This window comes from Mycobacterium xenopi (assembly GCF_009936235.1).
Lineage (GTDB): Bacteria > Actinomycetota > Actinomycetes > Mycobacteriales > Mycobacteriaceae > Mycobacterium > Mycobacterium xenopi.
This window is the reverse complement of the sequence record NZ_AP022314.1, coordinates 3,909,375-3,933,899: the sequence shown is the minus strand read 5'-3', so window position 1 is coordinate 3,933,899 and position 24,525 is coordinate 3,909,375. Positions and strand designations below refer to the sequence as shown.

General features: G+C 66.0%; 23 protein-coding genes and 2 pseudogenes. 17 read left to right on the top strand and 8 right to left on the bottom strand.

Features of this window, described 5'->3' with window-relative positions:
* Nucleotides 1-14 precede the first annotated feature (14 nt).
* On the bottom strand, nucleotides 15-857 hold the full coding sequence (locus MYXE_RS18675) for a dienelactone hydrolase family protein (protein WP_003919264.1): 843 nt from the start codon (nucleotides 855-857) through the stop codon (nucleotides 15-17).
* Between the two features lie 36 nt (nucleotides 858-893).
* Nucleotides 894-1,361: pseudogene (locus MYXE_RS24695) on the bottom strand (cupin domain-containing protein).
* A gap of 83 nt (nucleotides 1,362-1,444) precedes the next feature.
* Between MYXE_RS24695 and MYXE_RS18665 the strand changes: the two are divergent.
* Nucleotides 1,445-1,816, top strand: coding sequence for a hypothetical protein (locus tag MYXE_RS18665; protein WP_415624432.1), 372 nt, complete (start codon nucleotides 1,445-1,447; stop codon nucleotides 1,814-1,816).
* 41 nt (nucleotides 1,817-1,857) lie between these two features.
* Here the strand turns inward: MYXE_RS18665 and MYXE_RS18660 are convergent, their stop codons facing one another.
* Nucleotides 1,858-2,385 carry a nitroreductase family deazaflavin-dependent oxidoreductase gene (locus MYXE_RS18660; RefSeq protein WP_085197105.1) on the bottom strand — a complete coding sequence of 176 codons (528 nt, stop codon included), beginning with the start codon at nucleotides 2,383-2,385 and terminating at the stop codon, nucleotides 1,858-1,860.
* A gap of 171 nt (nucleotides 2,386-2,556) precedes the next feature.
* On the opposite strand from MYXE_RS18660, the gene MYXE_RS18655 reads away from it, so the two are divergent.
* The 3 genes from MYXE_RS18655 (at nucleotide 2,557) to MYXE_RS18645 (ending at nucleotide 5,501) form a co-directional block, all read left to right on the top strand.
* A complete protein-coding gene (locus MYXE_RS18655; protein ID WP_232061648.1) occupies nucleotides 2,557-2,811 on the top strand; it encodes a hypothetical protein in 255 nt (84 codons plus the stop codon).
* 95 nt (nucleotides 2,812-2,906) lie between these two features.
* Nucleotides 2,907-4,775, top strand: coding sequence for a glutamine--fructose-6-phosphate transaminase (isomerizing) (gene glmS, locus MYXE_RS18650; RefSeq protein ID WP_085197109.1), 1,869 nt, complete (start codon nucleotides 2,907-2,909; stop codon nucleotides 4,773-4,775).
* Between the two features lie 90 nt (nucleotides 4,776-4,865).
* The gene (locus MYXE_RS18645) at nucleotides 4,866-5,501 is read left to right on the top strand and encodes a rhomboid-like protein (protein ID WP_085197127.1); all 636 of its coding nucleotides are present in this window, start codon (nucleotides 4,866-4,868) and stop codon (nucleotides 5,499-5,501) included.
* Here MYXE_RS18645 and MYXE_RS18640 read toward each other — a convergent pair.
* Nucleotides 5,482-6,219, bottom strand: a complete 738-nt coding sequence (locus MYXE_RS18640; protein ID WP_085197111.1) for an SDR family NAD(P)-dependent oxidoreductase — start codon at nucleotides 6,217-6,219, stop codon at nucleotides 5,482-5,484. The genes MYXE_RS18645 and MYXE_RS18640 overlap by 20 nt on opposite strands.
* The gene (locus tag MYXE_RS18635; protein ID WP_085197113.1) at nucleotides 6,216-8,150 is read right to left on the bottom strand and encodes a flavin-containing monooxygenase; all 1,935 of its coding nucleotides are present in this window, start codon (nucleotides 8,148-8,150) and stop codon (nucleotides 6,216-6,218) included. Before MYXE_RS18635 ends, MYXE_RS18640 begins: the two co-directional genes overlap by 4 nt.
* A gap of 174 nt (nucleotides 8,151-8,324) precedes the next feature.
* Between MYXE_RS18635 and MYXE_RS18630 the strand changes: the two genes are divergently transcribed.
* The 9 genes and pseudogenes from MYXE_RS18630 to tsaD all read left to right on the top strand — a co-directional run bounded on the left by MYXE_RS18630 (nucleotide 8,325) and on the right by tsaD (nucleotide 16,944).
* Nucleotides 8,325-8,951 carry a rhomboid-like protein gene (locus tag MYXE_RS18630; RefSeq protein ID WP_039889501.1) on the top strand — a complete coding sequence of 209 codons (627 nt, stop codon included), beginning with the start codon at nucleotides 8,325-8,327 and terminating at the stop codon, nucleotides 8,949-8,951.
* Nucleotides 8,952-9,096: 145 nt separating this feature from the next.
* Nucleotides 9,097-10,517 (top strand): annotated as a pseudogene (locus MYXE_RS18625) (NAD(P)H-hydrate dehydratase).
* A 22-nt stretch (nucleotides 10,518-10,539) separates the two neighbouring features.
* Nucleotides 10,540-11,934, top strand: a complete 1,395-nt coding sequence (locus MYXE_RS18620; protein ID WP_085197117.1) for a glutamate decarboxylase — start codon at nucleotides 10,540-10,542, stop codon at nucleotides 11,932-11,934.
* An 85-nt stretch (nucleotides 11,935-12,019) separates the two neighbouring features.
* Nucleotides 12,020-13,189, top strand: coding sequence for an alanine racemase (alr, locus tag MYXE_RS18615; protein ID WP_085197119.1), 1,170 nt, complete (start codon nucleotides 12,020-12,022; stop codon nucleotides 13,187-13,189).
* 40 nt (nucleotides 13,190-13,229) lie between these two features.
* Nucleotides 13,230-14,291 (top strand): alpha/beta fold hydrolase, encoded by a 1,062-nt coding sequence (locus MYXE_RS18610; protein ID WP_085197129.1) that lies wholly within the window; start codon nucleotides 13,230-13,232, stop codon nucleotides 14,289-14,291.
* Nucleotides 14,284-14,748 (top strand): tRNA (adenosine(37)-N6)-threonylcarbamoyltransferase complex ATPase subunit type 1 TsaE, encoded by a 465-nt coding sequence (gene tsaE, locus MYXE_RS18605; RefSeq protein WP_085197131.1) that lies wholly within the window; start codon nucleotides 14,284-14,286, stop codon nucleotides 14,746-14,748. The genes MYXE_RS18610 and tsaE overlap by 8 nt, the downstream gene beginning before the upstream one ends.
* Nucleotides 14,745-15,401 (top strand): tRNA (adenosine(37)-N6)-threonylcarbamoyltransferase complex dimerization subunit type 1 TsaB, encoded by a 657-nt coding sequence (gene tsaB / locus MYXE_RS18600; RefSeq protein ID WP_003919251.1) that lies wholly within the window; start codon nucleotides 14,745-14,747, stop codon nucleotides 15,399-15,401. Before tsaE ends, tsaB begins: the two co-directional genes overlap by 4 nt.
* Nucleotides 15,398-15,925 carry a ribosomal protein S18-alanine N-acetyltransferase gene (rimI, locus tag MYXE_RS18595; protein ID WP_085197121.1) on the top strand — a complete coding sequence of 176 codons (528 nt, stop codon included), beginning with the start codon at nucleotides 15,398-15,400 and terminating at the stop codon, nucleotides 15,923-15,925. The genes tsaB and rimI overlap by 4 nt, the downstream gene beginning before the upstream one ends.
* Nucleotides 15,922-16,944: a tRNA (adenosine(37)-N6)-threonylcarbamoyltransferase complex transferase subunit TsaD gene (gene tsaD, locus MYXE_RS18590; RefSeq protein ID WP_085197123.1), complete on the top strand. Its 1,023-nt coding sequence runs from the start codon at nucleotides 15,922-15,924 to the stop codon at nucleotides 16,942-16,944. Before rimI ends, tsaD begins: the two co-directional genes overlap by 4 nt.
* 17 nt (nucleotides 16,945-16,961) lie before the next feature.
* Here tsaD and MYXE_RS18585 read toward each other — a convergent pair whose 3' ends face one another.
* Nucleotides 16,962-17,627 (bottom strand): C39 family peptidase, encoded by a 666-nt coding sequence (locus MYXE_RS18585; RefSeq protein WP_085197125.1) that lies wholly within the window; start codon nucleotides 17,625-17,627, stop codon nucleotides 16,962-16,964.
* Nucleotides 17,628-18,019: 392 nt separating this feature from the next.
* Between MYXE_RS18585 and groES the strand changes: the two genes are divergently transcribed.
* The 3 genes from groES to MYXE_RS18570 all read left to right on the top strand — a co-directional run bounded on the left by groES (nucleotide 18,020) and on the right by MYXE_RS18570 (nucleotide 20,580).
* On the top strand, nucleotides 18,020-18,322 hold the full coding sequence (groES, locus tag MYXE_RS18580) for a co-chaperone GroES (protein WP_003919247.1): 303 nt from the start codon (nucleotides 18,020-18,022) through the stop codon (nucleotides 18,320-18,322).
* An 86-nt stretch (nucleotides 18,323-18,408) separates the two neighbouring features.
* Nucleotides 18,409-20,016, top strand: coding sequence for a chaperonin GroEL (gene groL / locus MYXE_RS18575; RefSeq protein ID WP_003919246.1), 1,608 nt, complete (start codon nucleotides 18,409-18,411; stop codon nucleotides 20,014-20,016).
* A gap of 258 nt (nucleotides 20,017-20,274) precedes the next feature.
* A complete protein-coding gene (locus MYXE_RS18570; protein ID WP_232061647.1) occupies nucleotides 20,275-20,580 on the top strand; it encodes a hypothetical protein in 306 nt (101 codons plus the stop codon).
* 382 nt (nucleotides 20,581-20,962) lie between these two features.
* Here MYXE_RS18570 and MYXE_RS18565 read toward each other — a convergent pair whose 3' ends face one another.
* The gene (locus tag MYXE_RS18565; protein ID WP_085193969.1) at nucleotides 20,963-22,366 is read right to left on the bottom strand and encodes an IS1380 family transposase; all 1,404 of its coding nucleotides are present in this window, start codon (nucleotides 22,364-22,366) and stop codon (nucleotides 20,963-20,965) included.
* A 161-nt stretch (nucleotides 22,367-22,527) separates the two neighbouring features.
* On the opposite strand from MYXE_RS18565, the gene MYXE_RS18560 reads away from it, so the two are divergent.
* Nucleotides 22,528-23,154 (top strand): hypothetical protein, encoded by a 627-nt coding sequence (locus tag MYXE_RS18560; RefSeq protein ID WP_085193040.1) that lies wholly within the window; start codon nucleotides 22,528-22,530, stop codon nucleotides 23,152-23,154.
* A 181-nt stretch (nucleotides 23,155-23,335) separates the two neighbouring features.
* Here the strand turns inward: MYXE_RS18560 and MYXE_RS18555 are convergent, their stop codons facing one another.
* Nucleotides 23,336-23,602: a hypothetical protein gene (locus tag MYXE_RS18555; RefSeq protein ID WP_085193041.1), complete on the bottom strand. Its 267-nt coding sequence runs from the start codon at nucleotides 23,600-23,602 to the stop codon at nucleotides 23,336-23,338.
* Nucleotides 23,603-24,525: the final 923 nt, after the last annotated feature.

Sequence of the window (24,525 nt, the reverse complement as noted above, 5' to 3'; positions counted from 1 at the left end):
GTTGGTTGGTTTATTCAGCCCTTCAGCAATGCGACGATTTTCTCTTCCGGGCTCGCCGACGCCAGCTCTTCTGGGGCGGCGTCGGTGCGGGGCAGATGCACCTCGGGATCGGTGAAGTCGCGGTACTTTTTGTCACCGCCAAGTGCGTGCAGCAGATAGCCGGTCAGCAGCCCCCGAACTGCCTTCTGTGTCTTGCGATGTGGACCGCCGAGGCCCAATGCCGTCGCCAGGCGGCGGCCCTCGACCAGTCCGCGTGCCTTGGCCTTGCTGACCACCCGCAGTGTGGCGCCTTCCCAGGCTTGGGCGAGCTGAATAGCGTTGGACTGCAGAGTCTTTGCGTCGCCGGGCGCACTGAAAACAACACCTGGGACCTTCAGCGTCGCCGCCGGCTGCTCTGCCGGCGGCTTGGTGACGGTGGGGAAGATCGCCGCCACCGCCTTGGGCGTGTCCGGCATGCCCGCTGCGGCGAACACCGCCGCGGCGCCGCCGAAGCCGTGGCCGGCCAGTCCGAGCTTGGTGGGATGCACGCTAATCTTACCGGGCCCGAGCCGTACGCCGGCGACGATGTCGAGTGCGGTGCCCAAATCGAAGGCGAGGTTCAGCACCGACGGAGCCAGTCCTCGCTCGGTATCCGGAGCCGCCGCGACGATGCCCCACGAGGCCAGGTGCTCCAGCAGGCCGCGGTAGTGCTGGACACCGGTCAGCCAGTCGTGGCCGAAGGCGATCCCCGGCAGGTTGAGCCCCGACTCGGGGGTGTACACCTCCCCGGGCAAACCGGCAAACGCGAGATCCCCCCGCAAAACACGGTGCGGACCACGACGGGTGAGGGCGGCAAACAGTTTGCGGACACGGGCCACGCGTTGACGGTAGCGCACCGCGCCGGCGGGCCAGGCCTACAGCGGATAGAGAGCCGGCAGATTGACGACGACGGCCGCCTGCATGCTGCGGGTGATGACGACCACTGCCGGCTCGGCCGGGGCTCGGATTCTTCTCGCGGTGCGGCAAATACGGCGGGATGAATGCGTAGTCGCCCGGACTGGCCGAGATCTGGACCTCTTGCTTGCCGTCGCGGAAGACGAAGTCCGGGCGGCCGCTGCGCACGAAGATCGCTGTTTCAGATTCGCCGTGGTGGGTGGTTTGCCGAAACAGTCAGCGGTCCGACGTGCGTCTCGCCCATCGACAAGTTCTCGGATCTGATTGCGCGCCCACGAATGGCAGCAAAGCGGTGCAGGCCCTTGGCTTTGCGCCGTGTAGTCGTCGAGTTGCGACGCCTCGACGTGGCGAACACGGCGGCGAACCGTGGACTCGTTCGGCAGTGGGTCGGAATGAGGACCGTCGGATTGCACTGTTTCTCCTCGCATCGTCGCGGACTTCGCAGGTTTTCCATCGAGCTTTTTCGGGGAAGAGGTCTCATATGAAAAATTCGACATGTATCGCGTCAGCAGTGGCGCTGATTGCCGGCCTGGGCCTTGCCGGTTTCGGGCTGGCTGCTGTCGCGGATGCCCAACCTGGACCGTTCCCGAATTATCACTGGTGCCCGGGTCAATACTGGGATCCCGGCTGGGGTGACAACTGGGACTGGGGCCGCTGCCACGACGACTGGTATTACGACGGCGACCCGCACGACGCGGCCCATTGGCACGGGCAAGGCCCGTGGCATCCGGACAACTGGCAGCCCAACGGCGGTCCCGGGCCCGGCCCCTGGGTGCCCGGTGGGCAGCCCAACGGCGGTCCTGGCCCTGGCCCCTGGCAGCCAGGTGGCGGGCCCGGCGGACATAGTGGACCGGGTGGACCGGGTGGACCGGATGGGCACTGACCTGTTGCGGTTCCAGCGCCGGTGAGCGTGACTGCGAGCCTTTAGTCTGCGGGCGTCAAACGCATCACCCGGATCGTCCGCACGCCGTCAGTCCGTTCGGCGTAGTCGGCATAGCCGGGGTAAAAGTCGACGGCCAGTGCGAACAGCCGGTCCCGCTCGGCGCCCGTAACCTCGTGTGCGACGAAGCGTTCGCCGCGGTCGCCGATATGCAGTTGGCACTCGGGATTGGCGAGCAGGTTGTGGTACCAACCCGGATGGCGGGCACCGCCATAATTGGAAGCCGTCAGGATCACGGCGTCCCGGTCGGTGAAATATGCCAGGGGGGTCTTGCGCGGCTGGCCGCTGCGTGCGCCTGTCGACGTCAAGATGACTACGGGGAGCGCACTGGCCGCAAGATTCACGCGACCGCGGGTCGCCCGCATGAGCGGTGCGTCGAGTGGGGCAGCAACCGCGCGGTGTATCGCCGCGCCCGGCTTGGTGGCTACCAGCGAAAGCAACGCGCGTTTCCAGGCGGCAGGGCGGGCGCGCGGGTCCACGCGGGGGATGCCGTTGAGCCTGTCGTCGGCCATGACCGGGCGATGGTATCCGCTGCGCGCCGCACCTCGGCCGGTTTTGGGATTGCGCCGCCCACACTCCGCGCCAACCGGCAGCCCTAGGCGACCTCAGGTTTGCGCCCGCATCGTCTGGGTCATCTCAGACGCGTGACACATTTCGCGCGCGTCGCAGCATCCGCGGTCGCAATGACTGCCGGTCTGGGACTGGCCACTTTGGGCACGACTGCCGTCGTGCAGGGCAGCCCGTCACCCTACCCGGGCTACCACTGGTGCCCAGGTGACTACTGGGATCCGGGCTGGGGCAGCAACTGGGACTGGGACCGCTGCCACGACGACCACTGGTACGACGGCGATCCGCACGACCTAGACCATTGGCACGGACCCGAGCCCTACCCTGGCGGGCCCGGACTACCCGGCAGCCCGGGCGTCGGCCCCTGGTAACGCGACGGGCAGGGCTGGCGCCCAGCACTTCGGCGCCTCGGTAAGCGCCTCGCGCGCCCGTCCCGGCGCCGACCCCTGCACTACTCTGAGTGGCTATGTGCGGAATCGTCGGCTACGTCGGCCAGCGATCTGCCTGCGACGTCGTCGTCGATGCGCTGCGACGGATGGAGTACCGCGGCTACGACTCCGCCGGCATTGCGCTGCTCGACGGCCACGGCAAGCTCACCGTGCGCCGCCGCGCCGGTCGGTTGTCCAACCTGGAGAAAGCGCTTGAGGACACCGATCCCGCAGCGCTGAGCGGCAACACCGGCCTGGGACACACCCGGTGGGCCACTCACGGCCGACCCACCGACCGCAACGCGCACCCGCACAGCGACGCCGCCGGCAAGATCGCGGTCGTCCACAACGGCATCATCGAGAACTTCGCGGTGCTGCGTCGGGAGCTGGAGGCAGCCGGGGTGGAATTTGCCAGCGACACCGACACCGAGGTCGCGGTGCACCTGGTGGCGCAGGCCTATCGCCACGGCGAGACCGCCGGTGACTTCGTCGGTTCCGTGCTGGCGGTGCTGCGCCGACTGGAAGGCCACTTCACACTCGTGTTCGCCAACGCCGACGAGCCAGGCACGATCGTGGCCGCCCGCCGGTCGACACCGCTGGTGGTCGGGATCGGCGATGGCGAGATGTTCATCGGCTCCGACGTCGCCGCGTTCATCGAACACACCCGCGACGCGGTCGAGTTGGGTCAGGACCAGGCGGTGGTGATCACTGCTGAGGGCTACCGGATCAGCGACTTCTATGGCAACGATGTGACCGGCGAGGCCCGCGCCTTCCACATCGACTGGGACCTGTCGGCCGCCGAGAAGGGCGGCTACGAGTACTTCATGCTCAAAGAGATCGCCGAGCAGCCGGCCGCCGTGGCCGACACCCTGCTCGGCCATTTCGTCGACGGTCGGATCGTGCTCGACGAACAGCGGCTCTCGGATCAGGAGCTGCGCGAGATCGACAAGGTGTTCGTGGTCGCCTGCGGCACCGCCTACCACTCGGGGCTGTTGGCCAAGTACGCGATCGAGCACTGGACCCGGCTGCCCGTGGAAGTGGAACTGGCCAGCGAGTTCCGCTACCGCGACCCGGTGCTGGACCGCAGCACGTTGGTGGTGGCCATCTCGCAATCGGGGGAAACCGCCGACACACTGGAGGCCGTACGGCACGCTAAGGAACAGAAGGCCAAGGTACTGGCAATCTGCAACACCAACGGCTCGCAAATTCCGCGGGAATGCGACGCGGTGCTCTACACCCGAGCCGGGCCCGAGGTCGGTGTGGCGTCCACGAAAACGTTTCTGGCGCAGATCGCCGCCAACTATCTGCTTGGGCTGGCGCTCGCGCAGGCCCGGGGCACAAAGTATCCCGACGAGGTCGAACGCGAATACCGCGAGCTGGAATCCATGCCGGAGCTGGTGGCCCGCGTACTCGCCACGATGGAACCGGTTGCCGAGCTGGGCTATCGGTTCGCCGCGTCGTCGACCATCCTGTTCCTCGGGCGCCACGTCGGTTACCCAGTGGCGCTGGAAGGCGCGTTGAAACTCAAGGAACTGGCGTACATGCACGCCGAGGGCTTCGCCGCCGGGGAGCTCAAGCATGGCCCGATCGCGCTGATCGAAGACGACCTTCCGGTCATCGTCGTGATGCCGTCGCCGAAGAACTCCGCGACGCTACACGCCAAACTGTTGTCGAACATCCGCGAGATCCAGACCCGCGGCGCAATCACCATCGTCATCGCCGAGGAAGGCGACGAAACCGTCCGCCCCTTCGCCGATCATTTGATCGAAATTCCATCCGTCTCAACGCTTTTCCAACCGCTGCTGTCGACCATCCCGCTGCAGGTGTTCGCCGCTTCGGTGGCCCGCGCCCGCGGTTACGACGTCGACAAACCACGCAACCTGGCCAAGTCCGTCACCGTCGAATAGGCAACCAAACTCGCGCGAAACAGAAACCAGGGCCGCGATTCGGCGAAAATCACAGCCCTAGCTTCTGGCTCGCGTGCGATTGTGGACACGATGGCACCACCACCGAAGGCCTGGCTGGCCGCGATGTGGCGATGGGTCAGCAGCGCGCCGTTGACATATCTCTGGCTGACGGTGTTGCTCGCCACCACGATCATCCAGCACCAATTGAGCGGGCGACAGTTGCACAGCGTGCTCGTCCACGGCTCGACCAACCTCTACCACTTGGCCCGCGATCCTCTGGAAGTGCTGTTTACCAGCCTGCTGTGGATCGACGGCCGCTACTGGACGCCGTATTTGGTGTTGTTCACACTGTTCGTAGCGCCGGCCGAGCGCTGGCTCGGTCAAATCCGCTGGCTCACCGTGGGATTGACGGCCCACGTCGGGGCGACGTACATCAGCGAAGGCCTGCTGTACTTGGCGATTCAGCTCCACCTGCAACCCGAAAAGATGGTGTACGCCCGCGATATCGGGGTCAGTTACTTCATGGTCGGGGTGATGGCGGTGCTCGCCTATCACATAGCGCAGCCCTGGCGATGGGGCTATCTAGCGATACTGGTCGTCGTCTTCACCGTGCCGCTGATCATCCACGTAAACTTCACCGCGATCGGACATTTCGCGGCCATCTTCATCGGGCTTTGCTTCTACCCGATGGCGCGGGCGGCGCAGCTCAGGGGTGCCGGCAGGTGACCCCCCCGTCGACCACCAGGTAGGTGCCGGTGATGAACGACGCCCGGTCGGACATCAAAAACGCCACCGCCTGGGCGACCTCCGCCGGTTCACCGATGCGGCCCAGCGGCGCAGCTTGCACGAAACCTGCGCGGACCTCCTCGATGTCGAGCGCCATCTGCAGCATCGGGGTGTGGATGAACCCGGGGCACACGGCGTTGACGCGGATCCCGGCGGGGCCCAGTTGCGCGGCCATCGACCGGGTCAACCCGAGCAGGCCGGCCTTCGACGCGCAATAAGCCGGGATGAACGGGTTGGCGGTCAGCCCTTCGATGCTCGATATTCCCACCACTGCCGGCGAATGGCCTTCGCGGGCGGACTTTTCCAGGTGTGGCAGCATCAGCTGCACCAACATCGCCTGCGCGCGCAGATTGACGTCGAGGATGGCGTCCCAGGATTCACCGGTATAGGCGCCGACAGGCTCGGCGAGCACCTGTCCGGCGGCGTGGACCAGCCCGTCGAGGCCGTTGAGTGCGGAAGAGGCAGCGGCGACGGCATCGGCAAGCGCCGCGTCGTCGCAGACGTCGACGACCGAGCCCGGCATGCCCATGTCGCCAGCCACCTGCTGCACGGCCGGGGCGATGTCCCACAACGCAACCCGTCGTCCTTCGGCCGCCAACGCCTCCGCGCACGCCCGGCCGATCCCGGATGCCGCCCCGGTGACGACGACCCCGCTCACCGTGCTGCCTTGCGCACGATGAACTGCGACCAGTCAGGCTCGCGGACCGCGGCCCAGTACTCGTTGAGTCGCCACGGGCTCACGGTGTGGATCTCACCGTCGGGGTTCTTGAAGTAGGAGTGCTTGACCGACGGATGTGACCACACCATCTGCTTGATCTCGGCCTGGGTGCGTCGATGCCACTCGGCGGCTGCCTCGGGTGTCGGTTCGACGGACTGAAGGTTGTCCTCGACCAGTTTGGCCAGGCAACAGTTGATGTAGCGCATCTGCAGCTCGGAGTTGAAGATCAAGCTGCCACCATGCGCTAGATGGGCACCAGGTCCGTAAATCAGGAAGAAGTTGGGAAACCCGGGAACGGTGATCCCGAGGTAGGCGTAGGGCCGCTGCCCCCAGAGACTGCGCAAGTCAGTTCCGTTGCGACCAACAATTTTCAGCGGCCACAACACCTCGGTGTGCCGAAACCCAGTGGCGTAGACGATGACGTCGACGTCGCGGCTGACACCGTCGGTGGTGACGACGCCGCTGCGAGTGATGCGCCGAATTGGAGTGCGCACGAGTTCGACGTCGTCGCGCCGCAGGGTTTTCAGCCAACTGCCGTTGTCCTGCAGGGTGCGTTTACCGGTGGCCGGGTAGTCGGGCAGCACCTTGGCCAGCAAATCCTGGTCTCCGCCAACCTGATTGGTGATCCAATCGGTGAACATCAGCCGCGCAGCGGCATTGGTCTCGCTGACCGCGTAATCCTGGTAGGGATAGCTTGGGTCGACCCGCGCTGCATCAAGCCCCTTGTCGGCGCCGGGCCACATCACCAAAAACCGATACCAGCGACAATAGAACGGCAAATGATCCATCGCCCAGCGCACCCCGTCGCCGACGGGCTCGTGATACATGGGATTAGGGAACATCCACTGCGCGCTGCGCTGAAACACCGTGAGATGCTCGACGTCGTCGGCGATTGCCGGGGCAATCTGAAAGCCGCTAGCCCCAGCACCGATCAGCGCGACCCGCTTGCCGGTCAGGTCGACGGAATGGTCCCATGCTGCCGAGTGAAACGACGGTCCGGCAAAGCTGTCCGCGCCGTCGAAGTCCGGTATGTAAGGCCGATTCAGCTGCCCGACCGCGGTAATCACGGCGCGGGCCCGCATCGTGGTGATCGTGCCATCACCCGATCGGGCGGTGACCGCCCACATGCCCTCGTCGTCGTCCCACTCTGCTGCGAGCACCTCGGTTCGCCACCGAACATGTTCGCCGAGACCGTATTTGTCCATCATCATAGTGAAATACGCTTGTAGCTCGGGCTGTTCGGCAAAGAAGTGCTTCCAGTCGTTGCTGGGCTCGAAGCTGTAACAGTAGAAGTGGTTGGCGACATCGACACGCGCACCGGGATAGCTGTTCTCCCACCAGGTTCCACCCGGCCCGGCATTCTTCTCCAAAATGGTGAACGGAATGTTGGCCTGTTTCAGCCGAATTCCGGCCAGGATACCCGACTCGCCACAGCCGACGACGATCACCGGAAGCTCTGCGGCCCGCTCGGGCGGCAGCGGCGCGGGACGACGCGGGTCCACGCCCTCGAAGTCCAGTTCCTCGAACAACAAAGGGACGTAGTCGTCGGGCACCGTCTCGCAGGCGGCCCAGTCCATCATTTCCTTGATTAGCCCGCGGGGCAACGGCGCCGGTTCGGGGCAGCCGCGGTCACGGTAGTCGGTGATCACCGGCAGCGCAGCCGCGCGTGCCCGCGCCTTGTCCTCCTCGGACATAAAACCCTGAACCTCGTTGAGGAATATGCCCGCGGGCTTGAAGTCACCGATGAAACGCGGGTCGCCGCTGATATGGACGAGCGACAGCAACAGGGTCGGGATGCTGACCTGCTCGAGCGCGGCGGCGATCTGTGCTGTGGGCGTGGTGAACGGTTTGCCGGCGTAGCGGCTGCGCATCAAGCCCCATCCTTTCGCCTATTACGCTACTCGTCGTTTCGTAATAGCCCGATACGATACGCGGGGCGTCGTCACTGTTCAAGGGGTCCTAGGCTTGGCGAGATACCAGACAACTCCGCATCACCGCCGCACGGCGAACGCAGTCGGTGCAGGTGCGCCGGCGGTCGCATCGCCGTGAATGCAGGACTGAACGTCGTGTGGCGGTTTGTCCGGGGCGCGCCGCTGACATACCTGTGGCTAGCGGTGTTGCTGATCACCACGGTCATCCAGCATCATCTGAGCCGCCACCAGTTGCATACCTTGCTTGTCCACCGCTCCACCAACATTCACCATTTGAGCACCGACCCGCTGTACGTGCTGTTCGCCAGTCTGTTCTGGATCGACGGCGGAAAGTGGATACCGTGCCTGGTGCTGTTTAGCTTGTTCGTCGCTCCGGTCGAGCGTTGGCTGGGCCAAATACGTTGGCTTGCAGTGGGTCTTACGGCACATGTGGTCGCCACGTACATCAGCGAAGGGTTGTTGTATCTGGCAATCGAGCGGCACCTGCAACCGGAACGGATGGTGTACGTTCGCGACGTCGGGGTCAGCTACTTCATGGTGGGCGTGATGGCAGTGCTCACTTACCGCATCGCAGCTCCGTGGCGCTGGGGATACCTGGCGGTGTTAGTGGTCTACTACGGTGCCGGACTCGTCGCCAATCCCAACTTCACCAGCATCGGCCACTGTGTGGCGATTGCCGTCGGATTGTGCTTTTGTCCGCTGGCCCGGCGCCGCGACTATGCGCGGGCGACGGCGACGTAGACTGACGACCCCGTCGTCGATTCGTGGCATGTATGCGCCCCGACAGCTGCTTAGATTACTTAACTGAGGCCACTCGAGGTACGCGGTCGAGCCGAATGCGCAGGGAGCGCAGCGCTGTACGGCGCGGCATGGAATCCTGGCTCTGATGCGGCATTACTACTCCGTCGACACCATCCGCGAGGCCGAGGCGCCGCTGCTGGCCAGTCTGCCCGAGGGGACGCTGATGCGGCGCGCGGCGTTCGGGCTGGCCACCGCGATCGTCCGCGAGTTGACCGCCCGCACCGGCGCCGTGGTGGGTCGTCGGGTGTGCGCAGTCGTCGGCTCGGGCGACAACGGCGGCGACGCGTTGTGGGCAGCGACATTTCTGCGCCGTCGCGGCGCGGCCGCCGATGCGGTGCTGCTCAACCCCGAACGCACCCACCGCAAGGCGCTGGCGGCGTTCACCAAGGCGGGCGGCCGTGTCGTGGAAAGGGTCGCGACGACGACGGATCTGGTCATCGACGGGGTGGTGGGCCTGGCGGCTCCGGGCCGTTGCGTCCGGCGGCCGCCGAGGTCTTTGCCGCGGTCGATGCCGCCGGGATCCCGGTGGTCGCCGTGGATATCCCCAGCGGCGTCGACGCGCACACCGGCGCGATCACCGGCCCAGCCGTGCATGCCGCGCTGACCGTGACCTTCGGTGGGCTCAAACCCGTGCATGCGCTCGCCGACTGCGGGCGCGTCACGCTGGTCGATATCGGGCTCGACCTGCCCGACGCCGATGTGCTCGGCTTCGAGGCCGCCGACGTCAAGGCCCGCTGGCCGGCGCCCGGCCCCGACGACGACAAATACACCCAAGGCGTCACGGGCATCATCGCGGGCTCGTCGACCTATCCGGGTGCCGCCGTGCTGTGCGCCGGCGCCGCGGTCGCGGCCACCTCGGGCATGGTTCGCTACGCGGGCAGCGCGCTGACCGAGGTGCTGTCGCACTGGCCGGAAGTCGTCGCCGCGCCCACCCCCGCGGCAACCGGGCGGGTGCAGTCCTGGGTGGTCGGACCGGGTTTGGGCACCGACGACACCGCGGCTGCGGCGCTGTGGTTCGCGCTGGACACCGACCTGCCGGTGATCGTCGACGGCGACGGCCTGACCCTGCTAGCGGCTCATCCCGACCTGGTCGCAAGACGCGAGGCGCCGACCGTGCTGACCCCGCACGCCCGCGAATTCGCGCGCCTCGCCGGGGCACCACCGGGTGAGGACCGCATCGGCGCAACCCGCAAACTGGCCCAAGGCTTCGGGGCCACGGTGCTGCTCAAGGGCAACGTCACCGTCATCGCCGACCCGGATGGTCCCGTCTACCTCAATCCGGCCGGCGAATCGTGGGCTGCTACCGCCGGCTCCGGGGATGTGCTCTCGGGAATGATCGGCGCGTTGCTGGCCGCCGGCCTACCTGCCGGGGAGGCGGCTGCGGCGGCCGCGTTCGTGCATGCCCGGGCGGCCAACCTCTCGGCCGCCGACCCCGGACCTGCCAGCACCCCGACGTCGGCGTCGCGAATTCTCGGCCACATCCGCGCCGCCCTGGCCACCCTCTAGCAGCCCGTCGAAAGGATCCACCGTGCCCCATCACCCCTCCGTTCCATCGCATTCGATCGCCCCCGCCTACACCGGCCGGCTGTTCACCGCGCCGGTGCCGGCGCTGCGGCTACCCGACGAGTCGATGGACCCCGAGGCGGCCTACCGGTTCATCCACGACGAGCTGATGCTTGACGGCAGCTCGCGGCTGAACCTGGCCACGTTCGTCACCACCTGGATGGATCCCGAGGCCGAAACGCTGATGGCCGAGGCGTTCGACAAGAACATGATCGACAAGGACGAATACCCGGCGACCGCGGCGATCGAGCAGCGCTGCGTTTGCATGGTGGCCGACCTCTTCCATGCCGAAGGGCTGCGCGACGACGACCCGCACAGCGCCACCGGGGTGTCCACGATCGGGTCGTCCGAGGCGGTGATGCTGGGCGGGCTGGCGCTGAAGTGGCGGTGGCGCCAGCGGGTCGGCCGCGAGTGGCAGCAGCGCACGCCGAATCTGGTGATGGGCTCCAACGTGCAGGTGGTCTGGGAGAAGTTTTGCCGCTACTTCGACGTCGAGCCCCGCTACCTGCCGATGGAGAAGGGCCGCTACGTCATCACCCCCGAGCAGGTGGTCGAGGCGGTCGACGAGAACACCATCGGCGTGGTGGCGATCCTGGGCACCACCTACACCGGGGAGCTGGAGCCGGTCGCCGAGATCTGCGCGGCGCTGGACCGATTGGCCGCCAAGCCTGCTTCAGAAGGCGGCGTGGACGTCCCGGTGCACGTCGACGCGGCCAGCGGCGGGTTCGTGGTGCCGTTCTTGCACCCGGACCTGGTGTGGGATTTCCGGTTGCCGCGGGTGGTGTCGATCAACGTCAGCGGCCACAAGTACGGCCTGACCTACCCCGGCATCGGGTTCGTGGTGTGGCGCAGCCGCGAGCACCTGCCCGAGGACCTGGTCTTTCGGGTCAACTACCTCGGCGGCGACATGCCGACCTTCACGCTGAACTTCTCCCGCCCGGGCAACCAGGTCGTCGGCCAGTACTACAACTTTCTGCGGCTGGGCCGGGAAGGCTATACCCAGGTGATGCAGTCGCTGTCGCAGACCGCACGCTGGCTGGCCGGGCAGTTGGCCGCCGGTGAGCATTTCGAGCTGATCTCCGACGGATCGGCGATCCCGGTACTGGCCTTCCGGTTGGCCGCAGACCGCGGCTACACCGAGTTCGACGTGTCCCACGAGCTGCGGACCTTCGGCTGGCAGGTGCCCGCCTACACCATGCCCGACAACGCCACCGACGTCTCGGTGCTGCGGGTCGTGGTCCGCGAAGGGCTGTCCGCGGACCTGGCCCGTGCCCTGCGCGACGACATGGTCACCGCGCTGGCCACGCTGGACAAACTCAAACCCGGCGGGCACTTCGAAGAACAGCACTTCGCGCACTGACCGGTATGCGCAGTGCAGCGGAGGAATCCGCACGGTCGCCCGGGCGGGGCAGCGACGGGTGCGGAGTCTGGGACAATCGAGGACGATGCAGCCGACTCCGTTGATCCCGAAGTCCGCCGACCTGCTCGCCGAGGCTGTGGTGGACCTCGACGCCATCGCCCACAACGTGGCAGTGCTGCGCGACCGCGCCGGCAGCGCGCAGGTGATGGCCGTGGTCAAGGCCGACGGTTACGGGCACGGGGCTACCCGGGTCGCTCGCACCGCATTGGCGGCCGGCGCGACCGAACTCGGCGTGGCCACCGTCGACGAGGCGCTCGAATTGCGCGCCGATGGCATTACCGCACCCGTGCTCGCGTGGCTGCACCGCCCCGGAACCGACTTCGCCCGCGCGCTGGCCGCCGACGTGCAGATCGCGGTGTCCTCGGTGCGCCAGCTCGACGAGCTGCTTGACGCGGTTCGCCGCACCGGTACCGCGGCGACGGTGACCGTCAAGGTCGACACCGGGTTGAACCGCAACGGTGTCGGTGCGGCGCAATACCCGGCCGTGCTGACCGCGCTGCGCCGAGCCACCGCGGATGGCGCGATCCGGTTGCGTGGAATCATGTCGCATCTGGCCTACGCAGACGAGCCTGACCATCCCACCAACGAACTGCAGTACCAACGCTTTTGCGACATGCTGGCCCAGGCGCGCAGCGCCGGCGTGCAGTTCGAGGTAGCCCACCTGGCGAACTCGTCGGCGAGCTTGACCCGCCCGGATTTTGCTTTCGACATGGTGCGGCCCGGGATCGCCATCTACGGGCTTAGTCCGATTCCCGAACGAGGCGACATGGGACTTATACCGGCTATGACGGTGAAATGCGCTGTCGCGTTGGTGCGTTCGATTCGTGCCGGTGAAGGGGTGTCGTACGGGCACACCTGGATCGCTGACCGCGACACCAACCTCGCGCTGCTGCCCGTCGGTTACGCCGACGGCGTGTTCCGCATGCTGGGTGGACGCCTCGAGGTGTTGATCAACGGCAAACGACGACGCGGCGTGGGGCGGATCTGCATGGACCAGTTCGTCGTCGACCTCGGTCCTGGTGTGCCGGATGTCACCGAGGGTGATGAGGCAATCCTGTTCGGGCCGGGCACTCTCGGTGAACCCACCGCGCAAGAGTGGGCCGATCTGCTCGACACCATCCACTACGAGGTGGTGACCAGCCCGCGTGGGCGCATCACCAGGACCTATCGCGGAGCCGAAACTGTTGAGCGGTGACCACGAAGGGCATGCGCGCAAGGCACGGTGGCTGGCCGGAATGGCGGGACTGGGGGCGGTGAGTACGATCGCGGCGGTGTCGGTGGCGCGGTCGATGACGCGGCGCGCTCACGTCGAAGACCCTTACGCCGACGAGGATTTCGAGGTGCTGGACGCCGACCGGAGCTACGTGGTGACCGCTCCGGACGGGGTGCCGCTGGCGGTGCGCGAGGCAGGCCCAACAGACGCCCCGCTGACGGTGGTGTTCGCTCACGGCTTCTGTCTGCGCATGGGCGCGTTCCATTTCCAGCGCATCCGGCTGAGCGAGGAGTGGGGCCCGCAGGTCCGGATGATCTTCTACGACCAGCGCGGCCACGGCCGTTCCGGCGAAGCCTCGCCCGAGACCTACACGGTGACCCAACTGGGCAGGGACCTGGAAACGGTGCTGCAGGTGGTCGCTCCGCGGGGCCCGGTCGTGCTGGTCGGCCATTCGATGGGGGGCATGACGGTGTTGTCGCATGCTCGCCAGTACTCCCAGTACTACGGCGACCGGATTGTCGGCGCGGCGTTGATTTCGTCTGCCGCTGAAGGGGTTTCGAGATCATTGCTGGGGGAGATCCTGAAAAATCCGGCGCTGGAGGCGGTCCGGTTCACCGCGCGGTCGGCGCCGAAGCTGGTGCATCGGGGCAGACGTGCGACGCGGTCGCTGATCAAGCCGATCCTGGTGGCGGCGTCCTACGGTGACGAGAAGATAAGCCCGAGCGTGGTGGCGTTCTCGCAGAAGATGATGTACGGCACGCCAATCCCAACACTGGTGGGATTTCTGCACGCCCTGGAAACGCTGGACGAAACCGCGGCGCTGCCGACAGTGGCGAAGATCCCGACGCTGATCGCTTGTGGCGATCGTGATCTGCTGACACCCGCCGAATACTCGCGTGACATGGCCGCCGCGCTGCCGGACTCTGAATTGCTCATCGTCGAGGGCGCCGGTCACCTGGTGCAACTGGAGAAGCCGGACATCATCAACGACGGACTAGTCCGGCTGGTCAAGCGGGCCACCCCGCCGAGCAGGTTGAAGTCGCTGACGCGGCGGTGGCGTGAGCGAGCACGCCGCCATGATTGAGCTGGAATCGGGCACGGCGACCCTGGAAAGGGCCGAGGACACCTTCGCTCTCGGCACGCGGCTCGGCGAGCAGCTGCGTGCCGGCGACGTGGTGGTGCTCTCCGGTCCGCTCGGCGCGGGTAAAACCGTGTTGGCCAAGGGAATAGCGGCGGCCCTGGATGTCGACGGCCCGGTCATCTCGCCAACCTTCGTGCTCGCGCGGGTGCACCCAGCTCGCGACGCCGGCGCACCGGCGATGATCCACGTCGACTTCTACCGGTTGTTGGATCACAGCGGCGCCGACCTGCTGGCCGAACTGGACTCGCTGGATCTGGACACCGAACTCGACCAGGCGGTCGTGGTGGTGGAGTGGGGCGAGGGGATCGTCGAACGGCTGTCCGAGCGGCATCTCGATGTTCGTCTCGAGCGCGTGAGTAACTCCGACGTGCGAATCGCGACTTGGCGGTGGGCCGCATGAGCACCGCTGGCGACGTGCTGGTGTTGGCGCTCGACACCGCCACCCCGGCGGTCACGGCCGGAATCGTGCGGTGTGTGCTTGCCACCGATCTCGAGGTATTGGCCCAGCGGGTCACCATCGACGCCCGGGCGCACGCCGAACGACTCACCCCCAACGTCGTGGCCGCGCTCGGCGACGCCGGGTTGACCATGGCCGACCTCGACGCGGTCGTGGTGGGCTGTGGGCCGGGCCCGTTCACCGGTCTGCGGGTGGGCATGGCCACCGCGGCCGCTTACGGGCATGCGCTGGGTATCCCGGTACACCCGGTGTGCAGCCTGGACGCGATCGGTGGGCAAACCTGCGGCGACACGCTGGTGGTCACCGATGCCCGTCGCCGCGAAATCTATTGGGCCCGTTACCACGACGGGGTTCGTGTCGACGGCCCAGCGGTCAACTCTGCCCGCGACGTCGACCCCGGACCGGCGCGGGCAGTGGCCGGCTCACCGGAGCATGCGGCGTTGTTCGACCTGCCGCACTGTGGGCCGGTCCACCCGACGCCTGCGGGGTTGGTCGCGGCGGTGGCCGATTTGTCGGCTAAGCCGGCGCCGCTGCTGCCGCTGTATCTGCGTCGTCCCGACGCTAAAGTTCCTGCCACCCAGGTGGTTCCGCGATGACGGCCTACGACGCCGAACCGATCACCATCGACGCGTTGACGCTCGCCGACGCCGAGCGGTGCGCGCAGTTGGAGGCCCAGCTGTTCCCCGGCGACGACCCGTGGCCGGTGGCGGCCTTCGCGCGGGAACTGGCCGCCAAGAACAGTCACTATGTGGCTGCCCGCATCACTACTATTGGCGCCGACCCGCTTCGCCCGGCTTTCAGCCGCGCTTGCGATCACCGCCCCGACACCCTCGTCGGGTACGGAGGCATCGCACGGTTGGGCCGCAGGCCGCCCTTCGAGTACGAAGTGCACACCATCGGCGTCGACCCCGCCTACCAGGGCCGCGGCATCGGCCGCCGGCTGCTGAACGAGTTGTTGCGCTTCGCCGCCGGGGGCACTGTCTACCTGGAAGTGCGTACCGACAACGCCGCGGCGATCGCGCTCTACCGCAGCGCGGGATTCGTCAACGTCGGCCTGCGCCGGCGCTATTACCGGGTAAGTGGCGCCGACGCCTACACCATGCGGCGGGATCCGCAATGATCGTCCTGGCCATTGAAACCTCTTGTGACGAAACCGGTGTCGGCATCGCACGGCTCAGCGACGACGGCACGGTGACCCTGCTGGCTGACGAGGTGGCCTCCAGCGTCGACGAACATGTCCGGTTCGGCGGCGTCGTTCCTGAGATCGCGTCGCGTGCGCATCTGGAGGCACTCGGCCCCACCATGCGTCGTGCTTTAGCGGCTAGCAGCGTGTCCAAACCGGACGTCGTCGCCGCCACCATCGGGCCAGGATTGGCGGGCGCGCTGATGGTGGGAGTGGCTGCAGCCAAAGCATATTCGGCTGCCTGGGAGGTGCCGTTCTACGCGGTCAACCACCTCGGTGGGCACTTGGCCGCCGACGTCTACGAACACGGGCCGTTGCCGGAGTGCGTGGCACTGCTGGTCTCCGGCGGCCACACCCACCTGCTGCACGTGCGTTCGCTTGGCGAGCCGATCGCCGAGCTGGGCAGCACCGTCGACGACGCCGCCGGCGAGGCCTACGACAAGGTGGCGCGACTGCTGGGCCTGGGGTACCCGGGCGGCAAGGCGCTCGACGACCTCGCCCGCACGGGTGACCGCACAGCAATCGCTTTCCCGCGTGGCATGACCGGGCCCAACGACGAGTGGCGTTCGTTCAGCTTCTCCGGACTTAAGACGGCCGTCGCCCGCTACGTAGAAAGTCACCCCGACGCGTCGACCGCCGACATCGCGGCCGGCTTCCAGGAGGCGGTCGCCGACGTGCTGACCATGAAGGCCGTGCGCGCCGCCGCCGAACTCGGTGTGTCGACGTTGCTGATCGCCGGCGGAGTGGCTGCCAACTCGCGGCTGCGCGAACTGGCCGAGCAGCGCTGCCGCGAGGCCGGCCTGACACTGCGGATTCCCCGGCCCCGGTTGTGCACCGACAACGGCGCGATGATCGCGGCGTTTGCGGCGCATCTGGTGGCGGCGGGCGCATCGCCGTCACCGCTCGACGTCCCCAGCGATCCGGGCCTGCCCGCGGTGCGCGCTCAACTGCCCTGATCGCCGACGGCCTGTGGTTATGGGCTGCCGGTCTGTCGGGTAACGATGAGCAGGTTGTCGCCGGTAGCCCAGGCTTGGCTGAAGGTGTCCATGGGGATTTGTTCGTCGCGGCCGTTAGGCGTGCCGCTGTCGTTGAGATGGACGATGTTGCTTCGGGTGTCGACTCCGGTGACGACAACGGCATGGTCGGCGTTGGTGCGTTGACCCTGGCCCTGGGGATAGTTCCAGATGGTTTCGGCGTTGACCCCCGCGATCACCTTGTGGCCGCCGGCCAGGTCCTGCTCCAGCGTCTGCATGCTGTTGCCGGTCGTGAGGTCGGACTGGATGCCGTATTTGCCCAGCAGCACCACCAGGTCTTGGGGGGACGTGCCGTCAAAGTGGTAGATGTCGCCGTGGTGAGCTTGGCTCTTTGTGAACAATCCACGCAGCACGACCGCGGTTTCGGACGGTTCCTTGCCGGTGAGCTGGCCGATCACGTCGGCGACAGACATCAAGCCACAGTCTTCTCCATGTTGGTAGCGCCAGTACGGGGCAGCCGCTTGCGGGTTGCCATACATTTGACCATTGGGATCGGCGTGCGCTACCCCAGCCAATCCAGTTGCCGCTGCGGCAATTAGGGTGGCCACGGTAAAGGTGCGGGTCGCATCGAGGACGTCGGCGAACACGACGTCAATCGTAGCCATTGCTCGATTCGACAATGCCGCTGTGGCGGTTGCCTGCAGTGCGGTCTAGCAGGGCGAAAACATGCGCGTGGCGTTCTGATCCTCATGGCATGCTGCCGGGAACACGTGCCGGGCAGTCGTGGTGCTGAGCCGCGATCGCTAGGCGAAGGCTGCTGTCGGCGAACCCGGCGATCAGAAGCAGCCGACTAGCCTTGAGTGCTAGCACTCTCATGTATAGAGTGCTAGGTGGCAATCGGACAATCCCTGTGTCGGCACCCGCGACGACGACGTCAGGGCACGGACGACTGCCGAACACCTGATATCCGACGGCCCGGGGACAGCCCGGACCTGCTACCTACAGCGTCCAGGGCGACGGCCCGGGACTCGAGCGAACTAAGTGGAGGGCTCTAATCGTGGCGAGCGTGAACATCAAGCCGCTCGAGGACAAGATCCTCGTACAAACCATCGAGGCCGAGACCACGACCGCGTCCGGTCTGGTCATTCCCGACACCGCCAAGGAAAAGCCGCAAGAGGGCAAGGTCGTCGCCGTCGGTCCCGGCCGATGGGATGAGGACGGCGAGAAGCGGATCCCGCTGGATGTGTCCGAGGGCGACACCGTCATCTTCAGCAAGTACGGCGGCACCGAGATCAAGTACAACGGCGAGGAGTACTTGATTCTGTCGGCTCGTGACGTGCTGGCCATCGTCAACAAGTAGAAACGGTTTGCCGCCCCGGCGATCCCCGCGGTGCCCGCGGGCGATTTCCGGGGCGGCTACACCTGCGTCGGAACAGGAACTGAGCGATGAGCAAACTGCTTGAGTACGACGAAACCGCGCGCCGCGACATCGAAGCCGGCGTCGACAAGCTCGCCGACACGGTACGGGTGACCCTGGGTCCGCGTGGCCGTCATGTCGTGTTGGCCAAGGCATTCGGCGGGCCGACCGTCACCAACGACGGTGTCACCGTGGCCCGCGACATCGACCTGGAAGACCCGTTCGAGAATCTGGGTGCCCAGCTGGTGAAGTCGGTAGCCACCAAGACCAACGACGTTGCGGGCGATGGCACCACCACCGCCACCGTGCTCGCGCAAGCAATCATCAAAGGGGGCCTGCGGCTCGTGGCCGCCGGCGCCAACCCGATCGCGCTGGGCGCGGGAATCAGCAAGGCCGCCGACGCGGTTTCGGAGGCATTGCTGGCCGCTGCCACCCCGGTGTCCGGCAAGACCGCGATCGCACAGGTTGCCACGGTGTCGTCGCGCGACGAACAGATCGGCGAACTGGTGGGCGAGGCAATGAGCAAGGTGGGCCACGACGGGGTGGTGACCGTCGAGGAATCGTCGACGCTGTCCACCGAGCTGGAGTTCACCGAGGGTGTCGGCTTCGACAAGGGATTCATCTCGGCGTACTTCGTCACCGACTTCGATTCGCAGCAGGCCGTGCTCGAGGACGCGCTGATCCTGCTGCACCGGGAAAAGATCAGCTCACTGCCGGATCTGCTGCCGCTGCTGGAGAAGGTCGCCGAAACCGGTAAACCGCTGCTGGTCATCGCCGAGGATGTCGAAGGGGAGGCCCTGGCGACGTTGGTGGTCAACGCCATCCGTAAGACGCTGAAGGCAGTCGCGGTCAAGGCGCCGTACTTCGGCGACCGCCGCAAGGCCTTCCTGCAGGACCTCGCTGTGGTCACCGGCGGCCAGGTGGTCGACCCCGATGTCGGGCTGCTGCTGCGCGAGGTCGGGCTGGACGTGTTGGGCACAGCTCGGCGCGTCGTGGTCACCAAGGACGACACCGTGATCGTCGACGGGGGCGGCAGCGCCGAAGCTATTGCCGAGCGTGCCAAGCAACTGCGCGCCGAGATCGAGACCACCGATTCCGATTGGGACCGCGAGAAACTCGAGGAGCGACTGGCCAAGCTGGCCGGCGGGGTGGCTGTCATCAAGGTGGGCGCGGCCACCGAAACCGCGCTCAAGGAGCGCAAGGAAAGCGTCGAAGACGCGGTCGCGGCTGCCAAGGCCGCGGTCGAGGAGGGCATTGTGCCGGGCGGCGGGGTCTCGCTGTTGCAGGCCCGCGAGGCGCTCACGGACCTGCGGGCGTCGCTGAGCGGTGACGAGGTTCTCGGTGTCGACGTGTTCTCCGAAGCGCTCAGCGCGCCGCTGCACTGGATCGCCGCGAACGCCGGGCTGGATGGGTCGGTCGTGGTGAACAAGGTCAGCCAGCTGCCGGCCGGGCACGGATTGAACGCCGAGACCCTGACCTTCGGCGACCTGGCAGCCGACGGGGTGGTCGACCCGGTGAAGGTCACCCGGTCTGCGGTGCTCAACGCCGCGTCGGTGGCCCGGATGGTGCTGACCACCGAGACCGCGGTGGTGGACAAGCCGGAGGAAGAGGAAGACGGGCACGGCCACGCTCACTAATCGCTGACAAGGCGGGGCTAAAGCCCTTTCGAGGGTTTCTGGCCCCGTTCTCGTTTTGCCCGCTGATCGAGCGTGGAAACGGCACCGCCGAGTTACGGTGCATTGATACCGTTCCTCTGCATGACGACGCCATCGCCTGCGCCCGGTTAGTACCCCGATCCCTCAGGCCCTGGGCGGCAAATTTACTGGAACGGCACCGCCTGGGGCGAACCCCAGCAGCCAGCGGGCGCTTCAACCGTCGCGCCGGGAGCGCGTTTAGTGGATGACTCCAGCGGCAGCAGGAAGACTGCTGTATCAATCGGTGTCGGCGTACTGGCCGTGGTTGGGCTCTTCATGTCCATGCAATCGGTCAGCCTCATGACCGGTTCAGGACCGGTCTGGACCGGGGTTGCCGTCGTGGGCGGTGCCGTAGCTCTCGCGTTCTTCTTACGCGCCGCGAAAGCGGTCCGCGTTGTCGCCTGCATTCTCCTGGCCAGCTCCCTGTCGAACGCCTTCTACATCGAGAACGAGCTATCCAAAAAGCGGGACGAAATCACGCATACTTTCGACCATCTAGGTTCCTGAGGTGGGACCTTGGTCTCTGATCCATCGATGGTAGTAACGGGACCTCTAGTCGCTTTTCGCTCACGATGGGGGCGATGTGGACGGCGGCTGGTTGGCTTCGTTCACACTGACGGTCGGTGTCAAGTCAGGCGAGTGCTAGCACCTTCGCAGTTTTACGTTCGGTTTCAGACTGGCGCTCTAGACGCACCTATTCGATGAGCGATCACGCTAAGCCTGAATCCGTGGATGGGTGATTTCGTGTTGCCGTCGACGCGGTTGTTTTGGGATGCGGCCGAGTGTGGCGCGGTGGGGCGTGGGTGATCCGCTGGCCTGTACCAGCTTTCCTTTGGGTTCCTTGGGTCGGGCCTGGGATGGCGGGGCGGACAGGGCTTGGAAGGTGGGGTCAGGCGGCGCGGGGTTGCGCGATCGGGTAACCGATGACGTTGTGCCACAGGGCCTTCCATCTGGCTCGCCAATGCCAGTGGGCGGGTAGGTGCAGCATTGGTTTGCGGGCCGGGGCGGCGAAGCGGGCCGGGATGTTGATCAGGTCGCGGCGCAGGGTAGCCCCGCGGGCCACGGCATGGTGGCCACCGGCGAGGGTGCCGACGGCGCGCAGCAGGTTATGGGCGATCACCGCGCAGGCCAGCCAGGCGCAGTTGGCCGCGAACAGCCCCGACGGGATGTGTGCCAGTGGGCCGTCGATTAAATCGGCGAAGGTGGTTTCGATGATGGCGTGGCGTCGGTGGGTGATATCGGCCTGGTCGACCGGCAGCGCGGAGTTGGTGACAAACGGGTGATAGCGCCACACCGGAAACAACGCATCCAGGTGGCGGGCGTCTTTGACCCGGCGCACTACCAGCCGCACGGTCAGTGTTCGGCCGCGGGCCAGGCGCAGGGTGTAGGGGGTTTCGGCGACCTGGGCATCGGAGATCAACGCCCCGGTGTCGGGGTCTTCGACCGCGCCCGGGTAGTGCACCGGGGTCCAGGCGGCCTCGTCGATGGCGGCGATCGCGGCGTTGATGCGCTTGTTGCGGCTGATCGACAGGGAGAATTCGGCGCCTCGCTGAATGCAGGTGGTGATCACTTTCTTGGTGCCAAACATTGAGTCGCCGCGCACCAGGATCGGCGCGTCGGGGTTGATCGCTTTCGCGGTGGTGATCGCCTGCTTGAGCTGGTATGCGGCACCGCGCCCGGAGGCGGCTTTGCCGCTCCGTAGCTGCGCCTCGGCGATCACCGGCGCGGCGGTCGCCGTGGAGATGGTGGTGATCTGTGGGGACAGGCCCAGCCGCAGCAGCGCGCGGCTGGCGATCTTGGCATGACCGAAGGAGGCGCCCTGCTTGGCGTGGCCGTAGACCGGGCGCAGCAGCGAGTCGATGTCCAAAAACATCCGCTCGTCGGCGCCAGCCAGCAGCGGGGTGCGCGCCGCCAGTGCGATCAGATGCTCGCGGGCCACTGCGGCGAGTTGTTTGGTATGCCCGAAGGTGAACTCGCGCAAAAAGATCCCCAACGTCGATGGGGCATATACCTCGTTGAACACCCGGGGTGTGCCGCCGGCGCGCAGCACATTGGCATCATCGATGCTGTCCGCGCCGCACATCATCCCGGCGACGATCGAGGTCAGCTTGCCAGCCGGGTTGACCGCGCCGGACTTCACCCGAGTCGACGGCAGATCCACGCGCTCGTTGATCAATTCCGAAAGACCGGTCTGCTCAGCCAGTTCCAGCACTGGCACCAACCCGGCCGCCGACAGCAGATTCTGCTCGTCAAACACCGCCGATCCGGTGGTGAACGTATACGATGAGTGCATCGAAAGTGCCTTCCCGGACTATGGACAAATGCGGCCTCAGCACTCGTATTGTCCCAGTTCAGAAGGCATTTTCGCTGTTCACACGCCGATCAAATCACCGGAACCATCCACGGATTTAGGCTAAGACCGATGGCGGCGCAGGTTTCGGAGGTTCACTGGGGATGGCACCGATTGACAACGTGTGGATGGCCGGCGAACGCCGAGGCCTTGATTACGCCGTCGCGGCGGTGTCGAAGTACTTCCGCAAAAACGCCAAGAACTACGCTCGCCGCGCCCTTGTGCTGCCACGGAAGGACGTCCGATCGCTCAAGGCGTACGCGGCGAATGGGAACGTCGGCAGTCCGAGAGGTAGGACCGGCGAGCGGGGCGGGCCGGTTCTTGCGCTCGACCCGACTCTGAAGGTGCTGGAGATGCGTCCATCTCGCCGATGGACAGGTGCTTGGGATCGCGACCAATCACCCTACGAAGTAGGAGGCCGGGCGGCCGCGACTAACGCGCTGAACCTGGATACTAACGAGCGCCACCCCGGCGTGCCGGATGAGATACGCAAAGCGTTGGAGGATTTGGAGCGTTCTGGCGACAACGGATATGCGCGTGCCCGCGAGCCCTATTCCGCTGCTTTGTGTTTTGAGACGTACGCCACGCTGATGGCGGCTGGGTACACAATGGACTTTGTTGCGAGTTACCTTGTCGCACTTGGCGGATACGCTGATGGTATCGACTGCGACCTGAGGAAGATTTACGTGCCGCCCCACCAACGTCCGCGTCTGCCGAAGAGGTTCCGGTGAAACCCCTGAGCCGAGGTGACTGTAGTTCGGTGTCAAGTTTGACCTGACGCTTTTCGGCCTCCTCTAGTGCCGCCATGACCTAAACGCTCGAAGACCTGCTTTCCCCTCGGGCGCCAATTCGCCGCCAGCGCCGAATTTGACTTAAAGGACAGCGTGTGCGCTACAGCTGTTACCCACGCGGCTATTGACGGTCGCGCGGCACCCATTGGAGTTTGGGCGGGTATGAGGGGTCGTTGCGGTGGCGATACACCTGGACCCAGCCGTTGATAACGAGCACGAGCATGAAGATGGCGAAAATAAGGTGAATAGCGTTGTGCGTTCTGAAGAAGTTGTAGCCCTCCGAGCCCGTGAACGCCAAGACAATGACGCTCGACAGCACCAGCCCGTACCTGTTGGTGCTCAGCCAGTTAAACGCCCGTAGCGGCGCGGAAGTCCGTGAAGGTGACATTTGTCTATTCCCAGATCTTGCTGAGTATGTAACCGATGCCAGAGAGACCGCCACCGACCGCGCATCCTGCTAGTGCCCCGGGCCCCGTTTCTGACGTTACGAGCGCGCCACCAGCGCACCCCGTGCCGAAGGCAATTCCAAGTCCTCCAAGTGTCGGTTCGCTCGGCTGGTGTAACTGCTGCTGAATGTCGTTTATTTGCTTCTGCTGGTCCTGGATGGAGCTGCTTCTGAAGTTGTCCTAGATCGGGAGCAGGCGGCGGGGCCGGCGTCGGAGTAGGAGTCGGACTCGGGGTCGGCCCGTCTTGCTTAAACGTGTTGTCGACGAGGCGGATACCGTATCGACGGTCTGTATCGCCGTCGTTGACGATCTTGTCGTCGGGGCTGCTGTGGATCGGCTGCTCGTTGAACGTAGTATTGCCGATACCTGCGGCAGCGTTGGCGAGGTTGCCCGCAACTTCGTGGTCCAGTCCGACTAGTTCGGCAGCGCGAGAACGGATGTCGGCGGCGAATTGTTGAGCCTGAGCTTGACGAGCTGCTTGCTCTGCCGCCGTCCTACTGCTGCGGGTGTCGGTTACCGACAAGTCTTCACCGACAGTAAAACCGGCGTTATGCGCGTCCTCGATGACGTACAACACCCGACGCTTGGCAGCGTCGATGTCGCCCGCACCGCGTCGCGCGATCCCGGATGCCTCGCGGAGCTGGTCTGACTTGCCGCTCGCCGTCGACTTGTCTGCGGTGGTCCGGTTTAGCAGCGCATCTTGCGCTTGCCCGTTCCAATTCATCGAGGCCGACTGATTCCACACCTGCCAGAATCCGTCCTCCCACCGATCGGCGGTGGCGGTCCAGTGGTCAGCCGCTTCGATGAGGTGGTGGGTGTCCCACGCTCGAATCTCTGAGAGGGCCGGCACTCCGACAGTGGCGAG

Coding starts and splice junctions, on each gene's coding strand:
- MYXE_RS18660 (WP_085197105.1), bottom strand. CDS start 2,385: ATGGCCGACGACAGGCTCAACGGCATCCCCCGCGTGGACCCGCGCGCC.
- MYXE_RS18655 (WP_232061648.1), top strand. CDS start 2,557: ATGACTGCCGGTCTGGGACTGGCCACTTTGGGCACGACTGCCGTCGTG.
- glmS (WP_085197109.1), top strand. CDS start 2,907: ATGTGCGGAATCGTCGGCTACGTCGGCCAGCGATCTGCCTGCGACGTC.
- MYXE_RS18645 (WP_085197127.1), top strand. CDS start 4,866: ATGGCACCACCACCGAAGGCCTGGCTGGCCGCGATGTGGCGATGGGTC.
- MYXE_RS18635 (WP_085197113.1), bottom strand. CDS start 8,150: ATGCGCAGCCGCTACGCCGGCAAACCGTTCACCACGCCCACAGCACAG.
- alr (WP_085197119.1), top strand. CDS start 12,020: ATGCAGCCGACTCCGTTGATCCCGAAGTCCGCCGACCTGCTCGCCGAG.
- MYXE_RS18610 (WP_085197129.1), top strand. CDS start 13,230: ATGGCGGGACTGGGGGCGGTGAGTACGATCGCGGCGGTGTCGGTGGCG.
- tsaE (WP_085197131.1), top strand. CDS start 14,284: ATGATTGAGCTGGAATCGGGCACGGCGACCCTGGAAAGGGCCGAGGAC.
- tsaB (WP_003919251.1), top strand. CDS start 14,745: ATGAGCACCGCTGGCGACGTGCTGGTGTTGGCGCTCGACACCGCCACC.
- rimI (WP_085197121.1), top strand. CDS start 15,398: ATGACGGCCTACGACGCCGAACCGATCACCATCGACGCGTTGACGCTC.
- tsaD (WP_085197123.1), top strand. CDS start 15,922: ATGATCGTCCTGGCCATTGAAACCTCTTGTGACGAAACCGGTGTCGGC.
- MYXE_RS18585 (WP_085197125.1), bottom strand. CDS start 17,627: ATGGCTACGATTGACGTCGTGTTCGCCGACGTCCTCGATGCGACCCGC.
- groL (WP_003919246.1), top strand. CDS start 18,409: ATGAGCAAACTGCTTGAGTACGACGAAACCGCGCGCCGCGACATCGAA.
- MYXE_RS18565 (WP_085193969.1), bottom strand. CDS start 22,366: ATGCACTCATCGTATACGTTCACCACCGGATCGGCGGTGTTTGACGAG.
- MYXE_RS18560 (WP_085193040.1), top strand. CDS start 22,528: ATGGCACCGATTGACAACGTGTGGATGGCCGGCGAACGCCGAGGCCTT.
- MYXE_RS18555 (WP_085193041.1), bottom strand. CDS start 23,602: ATGTCACCTTCACGGACTTCCGCGCCGCTACGGGCGTTTAACTGGCTG.